The organism is Janthinobacterium sp. NKUCC08_JDC (assembly GCF_019345575.1).
GTDB classification, from domain to species: Bacteria; Pseudomonadota; Gammaproteobacteria; order Burkholderiales; family Burkholderiaceae_D; genus Janthinobacterium; species Janthinobacterium aestuarii.
Genome location: NZ_JAHKQW010000029.1, coordinates 1 through 8,935, shown reverse-complemented (window position 1 = coordinate 8,935; position 8,935 = coordinate 1). Strand labels below are relative to the sequence as shown.

The 8,935-nt window shown below is 67.2% G+C and carries 8 protein-coding genes; 3 read left to right on the top strand and 5 right to left on the bottom strand.

The window, feature by feature from the left end; genetic code table 11:
* The first annotated feature begins 136 nt into the window (after nt 1–136).
* From KO538_RS28815 to KO538_RS28805, 3 genes are all read left to right on the top strand, one after another.
* Nucleotides 137–346: a hypothetical protein gene (locus KO538_RS28815; protein ID WP_219330417.1), complete on the top strand. Its 210-nt coding sequence runs from the start codon at nt 137–139 to the stop codon at nt 344–346.
* Nucleotides 347–382: 36 nt separating this feature from the next.
* The gene (locus KO538_RS28810; RefSeq protein WP_219330416.1) at nt 383–925 is read left to right on the top strand and encodes a hypothetical protein; all 543 of its coding nucleotides are present in this window, start codon (nt 383–385) and stop codon (nt 923–925) included.
* Nucleotides 926–1,078: 153 nt separating this feature from the next.
* Nucleotides 1,079–1,423, top strand: coding sequence for a hypothetical protein (locus tag KO538_RS28805; RefSeq protein ID WP_219330415.1), 345 nt, complete (start codon nt 1,079–1,081; stop codon nt 1,421–1,423).
* Nucleotides 1,424–1,432: 9 nt separating this feature from the next.
* Here KO538_RS28805 and KO538_RS28800 read toward each other — a convergent pair whose 3' ends face one another.
* From KO538_RS28800 to KO538_RS28780, 5 genes are all read right to left on the bottom strand, one after another.
* The gene (locus tag KO538_RS28800) at nt 1,433–3,868 is read right to left on the bottom strand and encodes a glycosyltransferase (protein WP_219330414.1); all 2,436 of its coding nucleotides are present in this window, start codon (nt 3,866–3,868) and stop codon (nt 1,433–1,435) included.
* Nucleotides 3,865–5,082, bottom strand: a complete 1,218-nt coding sequence (locus KO538_RS28795; RefSeq protein WP_219330413.1) for a TIGR04063 family PEP-CTERM/XrtA system glycosyltransferase — start codon at nt 5,080–5,082, stop codon at nt 3,865–3,867. Before KO538_RS28795 ends, KO538_RS28800 begins: the two co-directional genes overlap by 4 nt.
* A gap of 3 nt (nt 5,083–5,085) precedes the next feature.
* Nucleotides 5,086–7,071, bottom strand: a complete 1,986-nt coding sequence (locus KO538_RS28790; RefSeq protein ID WP_257620652.1) for an XrtA/PEP-CTERM system amidotransferase — start codon at nt 7,069–7,071, stop codon at nt 5,086–5,088.
* Between the two features lie 10 nt (nt 7,072–7,081).
* Nucleotides 7,082–8,284, bottom strand: a complete 1,203-nt coding sequence (locus KO538_RS28785) for a TIGR03088 family PEP-CTERM/XrtA system glycosyltransferase (protein ID WP_072453678.1) — start codon at nt 8,282–8,284, stop codon at nt 7,082–7,084.
* A partial coding sequence (locus KO538_RS28780) for an exosortase C-terminal domain/associated protein EpsI (RefSeq protein ID WP_219330412.1) occupies nt 8,274–8,935 on the bottom strand: 662 nt, incomplete at its 5' end. The genes KO538_RS28780 and KO538_RS28785, both read right to left, overlap by 11 nt.

Genomic DNA, 8,935 nt, shown 5'->3' with positions numbered 1-8,935 from the left:
GCAGAAAGTGGATTACATCGCCTGGAGCGTTTCCTTATACTCCAGAACTACGCTCAAACTGTCCAACTCGGCGACCGCGTCTCGTTCTTGAGTTTTTACACGGCCTGGGCCAGAAGCAGACCCTCGCGAGAAGAACATGAAGAACAACGAGAAAACAGCCAAAGCTTGGCAGACAAAAATTCTTATCGATTGCGAACGCATTTTGCAACGGCAACTGACTGATGTCGAAACAAGCTTAGTGCGTAGTCGTGAAGGTTTTTTGGCGCTTGAAATGATTGAAGATACCGTATCTCAAATGGATACTGTGGAGCAAACTGCGTACTTGAATTCCGGTCACTGCGGCTAACGGCCAAAAGCCGGCACAAGAAGTTTAGGGGTAAGCATGAGTTCCATAGTAATTTTTTCTGAGCTGGGCGAAATTAAAATTGTTGACGAACCTAGTCACACCTTTGGTTCTCAGGACAATGTTCACCGGTATGCGCAAGAGAAAAACCTTCAACCGGTGTATACGCCCACCTCGACCCACGGCGTTTTCTTGAACGGCGACCCTGTTGTCGTTTTCGGTGCACCCGGAGGATGCAGCTCCGTCCACAAGCATTCTGCACTGGTACTCAATTCGAACCTGCTTTTGGCGGTAGGGGATAGTGTGCTGTGCTTTTCCCTAAATGACCTCAAACTTATTTGGGCGTCGGTGGTGGATGATGCCACGTGTTTTGGGATTTACTACGAATCGAAGCGGATGACCTTGATTTCACATGGGGAATTGAACATCGCCCGCCTGGACGAAAATGGGAAGATATTGTGGAGCAGTTCTGGCGCGGATATATTTTCGGAAGGCTTTAGACTTGAAGAAGAATATATCGTAGTGACCGATTTCAATCAGCGGAACTACCGCATTAACTACGAAACCGGCGTATCAGTTTGATGAGCGAAGGTCCGATATAGGGCGAAAACGGACGTACAAGCCTAATATATAACGTCGAGATCGCACCTTCCTGGCCGACCTGCCTCTTTCTAACTCTGCCCAGCCTCGTTCCGGCCAGCTTCTCGCGCCGGATAAAGTCCTCGACAATACGGCATGCAAATCAAGATATCGCCTAAAAAAATACTACTGTGTCTGCTCATCCTCAGCCCGGCCTGGTATGTCGCCGCATGCTGCGTGTTCTCCAACAGCCGCAAGGCGGCGTTCGATCAAGTCCAGACGGGCGACACGCGGCAAGCGGTGCTTGCCCGCTTCGGTGCGCCGACCCACGTGGAGCGGGCAGGCGAGTCGTTCGAACGCTATGGCTCGGCGCCATGCGCGGCTCCTTGCGCCGAGCGGCTGTGGTTCGATAACCGCTTGAACCCGGAACTGGAAGTGTGGTCGGTGGAGCTGGACCGGCATGGCCGCGTGGTAGGGAAGAATTATCTAGTGTCGATGTAGGCCTGCTTGCTAGACGACTTTGCTGAGCACATACCGGTACTTCCCCGACGCTTCCGCCGCGATTTCGTCGACTTCCTCGACGGCGATGTCGACCTGCGCGCCCAGCCTGGCCTGGAAGCCGGCCACGATGGTGGCACGCGTGCTGTCGTCCAGGCGTGGCAGGCAGACGAGCAGCACGCGCGTACGCAGCAGGCTTTCCTGGATGATTTTAAAACTGCGCACTTGCGGCAGTTCGCGCACGATGTAGACGAGGGCCAGGCCGTGCATGACGGTGCCATCGACCGCCGTGAGGAAATCCGTGCTGCGCCCTTCGATTTTCTGCAGCAGGGGCAGGCCGCGGCCGCAGGTGCACGGCTGCGTGCCCAGCGCGCCCACGTCGCCCGTGGCGTAGCGGATGAACGGGTAGTCTTGCGTGGCCAGATGGGTGACGACGATCTCGCCTGTGGCGCCTGCGGGCAGCGGCCGGCCCTGGCCATCGACGATTTCCACGATGACGTCTTCGGCCGTGATGTGCATGCCGCCGTCCGGGCATTCGTGGGCGATGAAGCCCGCGTCGCGCCCGCCGTAGCCGTTGGCCACGGGGCAGGCGAAGGCGGTGGCGATCTGCGCGCGCTGCTCGTCGTACAGGCGTTCGGCCGTGACGAACGCCACTTTCACGCCCAGGCCGTCGAGCGGCAAGTCGCGCGCGCTAGCATGGCTGGCGATGCGGCACAGGGCCGACGGGTAGCCGAACAGCATGCGCGGGCGCCAGCGGCGCAATTGCTGCACATAGCCGTCCAGGCGCGCGGGCGACATGGCGAACGCGGGCAGCAGGGTGGTGCGCAGCAGCGCGTCGCGCAGGCGGCGCACGCGGTCTTGCGCGTGCAGTTCGATGGGCGAGCCCCACAGCACGGCTTCGCGGTCGCCGATGTCGACGCCCCACCAGCGCGTGGCGCGCCACTTGGCGGCAATGTCGTGGCTGACCCTGCGCCGACCGAGGAAAAACTGCAGCGGCTCGCCGCTGGAGCCGCCCGTGGCGAACGGGCGCAGACCCACGGCGCGGGTGGACTTGAAGCTGTCGCGCGCGGCGGCGATGTCGCGCTTCCTCAGCAGCGGCAGGCGCGACAGATCGGCCAGTTGCCTGACTTGCTCGGGGTCGAAACCGCTGCGGGCGAACAGGGCGCGGTAGTAGGGCACGTGATCGGCTGCGTGGCGCAGCAGCACGCGCAGGCGCGCCAGCTGCCACTGTTGCAGTTGCTGCGCGCTCCACCATTGCGAGCGTTCCATCCGGCGCAGCAGGCGTGCGCTGTGGTGGCCCTTGCACCATTCATGCAGGGGAAACAGCCAGTGGGCGACGAGACGCGTGTAGGCGCCGGGGCGCGGCGCGGCGCGGATGCGGCGGTAATGGGCGGCCAGCCTGGGCGCGATGTCGGGCCAGCCGAAGGTGGCGGCGTGCGCCAGGCCCGCCTGTACTTGCTGCCGCGTGCGCGCCGGGTCGCGCAGCAGCGCCAGGATGGCGTGCGCCATGGCGGCAGGGTCGCCGGGCGGCACGAGGAGCGCCGTCACGCCGTCCTGCAGCAGGGCGGGAATGCCGCCCACGTTGGTGCTGACGACCGGCACGCCGCAGGCCAGTGCTTCGAGCACGGAATTGGGCATGTTGTCGGCCAGGCTGGGATTGAGGACGATGTCGCTGGCCTGGTACAGGGCCGGCATGGCGGCGTTGTCGACGGGGCCGGTAAAGCGCACGGCGTCGGTCACGCCGAGCGACCGGGCCAGGCGCGCCAGCGCCGCACGCTCGGGCCCGCCGCCGGCCAGCACCAGGCGCGCAGCGGGAAACGCCTCGCGCACGATGGCGAAGGCGCGCACGGCGCTGGCGTTGTCGTACAGGCTTTCCAGGTGCCGCGCCACGAGGATGCACGGGCCATCTGCGGCTGCTGTGCGTCGCGTGGCTGGCCTGAATCGCTGCAAGTCCACCATGTTCGGCACGATGTGGGCCGTATGGCCGTATTGTTCGAAGACGCCGGCCAGATAGGCCGACGGCACGACGATGGCACTGGCGCGGCGCAGGCTGAACGCCACCAGGCGCGGCGAGCGGGCGAAAAAAACGGCCGCTTCGCCGCCCCGGTAGTTGAGCAGGGCAGGCTTGCCTTTCAGGCTGGCGATCCACAGCGCGGGCGCGGCCTGTAGATGCCAGGACCAGCCGGAATTGGCCATGATGTGGAACAGGTCGACCGTATTGGCCGTGCGCCACAAGCGCCACAGCAGCAGGGGCAGGCGCAGCGCGGCGCGCAGGTAGCGGATGCGCGCCAGCCACGGCGGCAGATGCGGACCGTTGACGGCCAGCAGCTGCACTTGTGCGCCGTCCTCGCGCAGCTTGTGCGCCAGTTGCGCCGTTTGATTCGCCATGCCGCCGGCCGGCGGCGGCAGCGGGCCGACCAGCGCGATGCGCAGGCCCGTGAAGATCACGGTGCGGCTCCCGCCGCTTCCGCCGACACGCGCGCATACACGGGCGCATAGCGGCCCACGCTGGCGCCCCAGCTGCGCTCCGTCTCGACAAACGCGCGCGCCTGGCGCCGCAGCGACGGCCAGCTGTCGGGTGCCTGCAGCAGGGCCAGTATCGCTTGCGCCAGCGCCCCGGCGTCGCCGGCGCGAAACAGCATGCCCGTCTTGCCATGGTCGACCAATTCGCGGTGGCCACCCACGTCGGACGCCACCACGAGACGGCCCTGCGCCATCGCCTCTAACGGTTTCAAGGGCGTCACAAGCTCCGTCAGGCGCATCGGCAGGCGCGGATACACGCAGATGTCGACCAGCTGATAATAGGCGGCCACCTGCGCGTGCGGCACTCTGCCCGCGAACACCACGGCGTTGGCTATGCCCAGCTGCTCCGCCAGCGCCCGCAGCTGGGCATCCTGCGGACCGCCGCCGGCCAGCAGCAGCCGCAATGCCGGCTGCGCCGCCAGCAGGCGCGGCATGGCGCGCAGCAGCAGGACCAGTCCCTCGTAGGCATAGAACGAGCCGATGAAGCCGATGACAGGATGACCATCCAAACCCAGCGTGTGGGCCAGTGCTGGATTATCAGAGACATTGAAATCGCCCGCATCGACGGCATTCGGAATCACGGTGATTTTATGCGCGGGCACGCCGCGTGCGCACAGCTCGCGCCGCAAGCCGTCGCAGATGGTGGTGACGGCGTCGGCGCGGCGCAGCGCATAGGTTTCCAGCGCGCGCGTGAGCCGGTAGCGCAAGCCGCCGGGCCGGCTGCTGCCATGGTCGGCGGCCGCGTCTTCCCAGAAGGCGCGCACTTCATACACGACGGGGATGCCCAGCGCGCGCCCCGCGTTGAGGGCGGCGATGGCGTTCAGGGCCGGCGAATGGGCGTGCAGGATGTCCGGTTTGAGGCGTTGCGCCAGCCGGCGCAGGCGCATGGCCAGGCCGATGATGACGGCCACTTGCCGCAGCACGGGCAGGCGCGCCCACCAGCGCGCATCGGGCGCCGTGCGGTAGAAATGCCAGCCGTCGACCAGCTGCTGCGCGCCATCGGACGGCCCCTGCTTGGCACTGGTGAGCTGCGTCGTGTGCCAGCCCAGCGCGCGCTGCTGCCGCAGGATGGCCAGGGTGCGGAACGTGTAGCCGCTGTGCAGGGGCAGCGAGTGGTCGAGGATGTGCAGGATGCGCATGGATTAGCCTGGGACGGATGTTGGGGTCAGTCCCTGCGGGAGCGGAATACGGCCCATTGGGCCATATTCCCCCGACGGGTCTGACCCCTTTGCAACCTGGCGCAAAAACGCTTCGAACATCAGCAGCGACCATAACGGCGCGCTGTAGTCGCGCCGCCCGCTCGCATGCTGATCGAGCAGCAGGCGCACGTAATCCATGTCGAACAGGCCGCACTGCGCCAGGGTGGGACCCAGCAGCCGCTGTTGCAGGCGCTGGCGCAGCGGACCGCGCAGCCAGTCGGCCAGCGGCACGGAAAAGCCCATCTTCTGGCGGTACAGCAGGGTATCGGGCAGCAGCGGGCGCAGGGCTTTTTTCAGCAGGTATTTGCCTTCGCCGCGCCGCAGCTTGAACTGCGGCGGCAAGCCCGACATCCACGCCACCAGTTCATGGTCGAGCAGGGGCGAACGCACTTCCAGCGCATGCGCCATGCTGGCCCGGTCGACTTTCGTGAGGATGTCGCCGGGCAGATAGGTTTTCAGGTCCAGGTACTGCACCTGCGACAGCGGGTCTTGCGCAGGGCTGGCCAGCGCGTGGCGGCGCAGCACTTCCACGGCGCGGTAGCCCTGCAGGCTGCGCCGCAGCTCTGGGCTGAACAGGCGCGCGCGCATGGCGTCACCCAGCAGGCTGACGCCGTGAAAATACGCGTCCGTCGTGTCGCGCGCCAGACCCTCGAACGTCGTCTTGGCGCGCAGGAAGCGGGGCGCCCAGTCGGCCTTCGGATACAGCCGCCCCAGTGTGCCGAACAGCGACTGGCGCAAGCCGGCCGGCAGCAGCGGGTCCATCGCCTTGCGCACTTTTTCCTCGCGCGTGTGCAGGCGATAGCGCCGGTAGCCGGCCAGGCTTTCATCGCCGCCGTCGCCCGACAGGGCCACCGTGACCCGCTGGCGCGCCAGCTGGCAGACGCGGTAGGTGGGCATGGCGGAACTGTCGGCGAACGGTTCGTCGTACAGGTTGGCCAGCAGGTCGATCAGTTCAAAGTCGTCCTGCTCCACCTGGCGCGCGTGGTGCGCCGTGCCGTAGCGGCGCGCCACCAGGTCCGCGTAGTGCGCCTCGTTGTATGTCGGGTCGCCGAACGAGATGGAACAGGTGTTGACGGGCGTGCTGCTGACGCCGGCCATCAGCGCCACGACGGCGCTCGAATCGACGCCGCCGGACAGGAATGCGCCCAGCGGCACCTCGGCCACCATGCGGATGCGCACGGCTTCGCGCAGGCGCGCCAGCAGTTCGTCGGCCGCCTGCGCCTCGCTGGCGGGGGGATTCGGTGCGAAGGGAATGTCCCAGTACGATTGCGGCGCCGGCAGCGGCTGGCCCGCGCGGATGGACAGGGTATGCCCGGGCGGCAGCTTGCGCGCGTGCTGGAAGATGCTGCGCGGCTCCGGCACGTAGCCGTAGGCGAAATACTCTTCCACGGCCAGCGGGTCGAGCGCGCGCGGCATGGCCGGATGCGCGAGCAGGGCTTTGAGTTCGGAGCCGAACAGCAAGGTGCCGTCCTGCGCCTCGCCGTAGTACAGCGGTTTGACGCCGAGGCGGTCGCGCGCGAGGAACAGCAGGTGGCGGCGGCGGTCCCACAGGGCGAAGGCGAACATGCCGCGCAGGCGCTGCACGCACTGTTCGCCCCACTGCTCCCACGCGTGGACGATGACTTCCGTGTCGCTGCTGGTGCGGAACTGGTGGCCGAACTGGCGCAGTTCCGCCATCAGGTTGCGGTAATTGTAGATTTCGCCATTGAAGACGATGGCGATGCTGCGGTCGGCGTTGAACAGCGGCTGCTGGCCGCTGGCCAGGTCGATCACGGACAGGCGCCGGTGCGCCAGGCCGAGGCCCGGCTCGCGGTGCAAGCCGCCTTCGTCCGGCCCCCGGTGGCGCAGGCTGTGGTTCATGCGCGCCAGCAGCAGCACGTCGATGTCGCGCTGACCCTGCAAATCAAAGATGCCGCTGATGCCGCACATGGAAGGCCTTTCAGGGAGTGGTGGACAGGGGAGAAGGCTGGCGCGCGCCCGTCAGGCGGTCGTACACGGCCAGGTAGGCGCCGGCCATGGCGGGCAGGCTGTGCTCGGCCAGCACCTGGCGCCGCCCGCGCGCGCCGTGACGGGGACCCAGTTCGGGCATGCTGTAGTAGTCGAGCATGGCGTCGGCCAGCATCTCGGGCGAACCGGGCGGCACCAGGGTGCCGCTCCAGCCCGACTGCACCAGTTCCGCATTGCCGCCCACCTGCGTGGCGACGATGGGCAACCCCGTCGCCATCGCTTCGAGGATGGTGTTCGAGCTGCCTTCGGCCAGCGAGGGCAGCACGAACAGGTCCATGGTGCGCAGCAGTTGCGCCACGTCGTCGCGCGCGCCGGGCAGCCAGGCAAGGTGCGCCACGCCGGCTTGCTGTAGCAGCTCCAGGCAAGCCTGGCGGCACGGCCCGTCGCCCACGATGATCAGGCGCAGGCGCGCGCGGGCGCCCGGCTGCGCCAGCAACAGCAAAAACGCGCGCACCAGCGAGGCATGGTCCTTGACGGCCGCCATGCGGCCCACGCTGCCGATGACGAAGGCGCCGTTGCACAGGAAGCCGGGCGGGCCCACGGCAGCCGGCGGCCCCAGGCGCGGGTGGAATTGCACGCTGTCGACGCCGTTGCCGATGTGCGACACCTGCGCGGGCGCCGCGCCGATGGCGTCCACCAGCCAGTGGCCCAGGTCGGCGCTGACGGCAATGAAGTGCTGCACCAGCGGCAGCATCAATTTGCGCAGCAGCCGGTATTTGCGGCGGGTGCCGTGCAAGTCGCTCATGTCGCGCCCGTGTTCGCCATGCACGCGCAGGCGCACGCCGGCCAGGCAGGCCAGCAGCTGCGCCTCGAGACAGCCCAGGTTACGCGTGTGCACCACTGCCGGCCGCAGCTGTTTCAGCACGCGGTACAGGTGCAGGTAGTGGCGCCAGTCCTTGCCTTCGCGCTTGTCCAGGCTGATCACATCGACACCGGGCGTGGTCAGGCGCAGGCGAAACGCGGTGGCGTTTTTCATGCAGACGATGGCGTGCCGGTAGCGTTCCGGCGGCAAATGGTTGATCAGGTTGACGAGGCCGTTTTCCAGCCCGCCCACGTCGAGCTGGTGGATCACGTGGACGATCAGGGGGGCGACGCTGGCCGCTTCCGTGTCGCCGGTATCGAAGTCAAGGGCCATGCGGCAGCTCCTGCAAGCGTTGTTCGATGACGGGCAGCGCCGCCTGCAGGAACGCTTGCAGGCGCGCGCGCGGCGGCGGCGCCAGCTCGTCGTAGGCGGCAAAGACGATGATGTCGGCGCCATCCTGGCGCCTGCCCAGCAGCTTGGCTTGCGCCAGCAGCAGTTTCACCAGCACGGGCCTGGCCGTGACGATGCCGCCCTGGCGGTAGACGCGCCACACGAGCAGGCGTTCGCCGCCGTACGCCAGCACGCTTTCGCGCACGGCCAGCGCGCCGCTGGCCAAGTTGACGTGCCGCACGCGCTGCGCCAGCGGCATCCAGCGGGCGCCGTACGGCAAGGCCTGGTGCGTCAGCAGTTCGGCATCGCGCGCCTGGCGCGCATACCAGTGCAGTTGCAGCCCCACGGGCGCGCCGTCGCCGTCCTGGCGCGCATAGGTGGCGGCAAACCGCGCGGGCGTGCCCGCATATGGCGCTTGCCAGTCGGGTACCGCGTCGTGCAGGCGCCGCCAGGCGGGCGGATCGGGCAAGGCCAGCACCATGGCAGGCAGCGTGGCGCCATCATCGCGCTGGCTGGCCAGCGCCAGTGCCGGCCACACGGCCGCCAGCAGCAGGCAGGCCACGCCGGCGCGCACGGCGGCGCGCGGGCTGGCCG

Excerpts from the sequence above, each read along its gene's own strand:
- KO538_RS28810 (WP_219330416.1), top strand. The coding sequence starts at position 383 with ATGAGTTCCATAGTAATTTTTTCTGAGCTGGGCGAAATTAAAATTGTT.
- KO538_RS28795 (WP_219330413.1), bottom strand. The coding sequence starts at position 5,082 with ATGCGCATCCTGCACATCCTCGACCACTCGCTGCCCCTGCACAGCGGC.
- KO538_RS28785 (WP_072453678.1), bottom strand. The coding sequence starts at position 8,284 with ATGGCCCTTGACTTCGATACCGGCGACACGGAAGCGGCCAGCGTCGCC.
- KO538_RS28790 (WP_257620652.1), bottom strand. The coding sequence starts at position 7,071 with ATGTGCGGCATCAGCGGCATCTTTGATTTGCAGGGTCAGCGCGACATC.
- KO538_RS28805 (WP_219330415.1), top strand. The coding sequence starts at position 1,079 with ATGCAAATCAAGATATCGCCTAAAAAAATACTACTGTGTCTGCTCATC.
- KO538_RS28815 (WP_219330417.1), top strand. The coding sequence starts at position 137 with ATGAAGAACAACGAGAAAACAGCCAAAGCTTGGCAGACAAAAATTCTT.